Origin of the sequence: Brachybacterium sp. Marseille-Q7125 (assembly GCF_023062615.1) — a bacterium.
GTDB lineage: Bacteria > Actinomycetota > Actinomycetes > Actinomycetales > Dermabacteraceae > Brachybacterium.
In genome coordinates this window covers 1-420 of sequence record NZ_JALLAL010000180.1, presented here as the reverse complement: position 1 = coordinate 420, position 420 = coordinate 1, and the positions used below count along the sequence as shown (strand labels likewise).

The window sequence follows — 420 nt, the reverse complement described above, 5'->3', positions numbered from 1 at the left end:
CACCGGAACGCCCGACCACCGCGACCGACACGCGGCGGACCGTCACACCCTCATGCCACAATCAGCTCGCGCACACCGGCAACGACGCCGGACACCGCCGCTCAGCAGCACCATGAAAGATCGAGGTTAGCCTCCAGGGATGAACAGCTGGCAGACAGATCTCTTGGCGTCCATGACAGATGCACTTCCGGGCGCCGACATCGATCCCTACGGTTCGGTGACCGACCCGGCGTTGATCGATGGCTGGAGTGACCTCGACGTCGTCATCACCTCTCGCGCAGCGTTCGATGTCGATGGGGTGTACCAAGGTTCTTGGACAGTCTTCTATGAGGAAGGATCAAGGACATGGCAGGAAGATCCAGGCGTAAGTTCAGTCCCCAGTTCAAGGCCGAGGCAGTCCAGCTGGTGATCCAGTCCGAC

1 protein-coding gene is annotated in these 420 nt (G+C 61.0%); it reads left to right on the top strand.

Annotated elements, in window-relative coordinates; genetic code table 11:
- Positions 1-139: 139 nt before the first annotated feature.
- Complete coding sequence (locus tag MU407_RS14195) at positions 140-409, top strand: hypothetical protein (RefSeq protein WP_246958460.1); 270 nt, start codon at positions 140-142, stop codon at positions 407-409.
- The last annotated feature ends 11 nt before the right edge of the window (positions 410-420 follow it).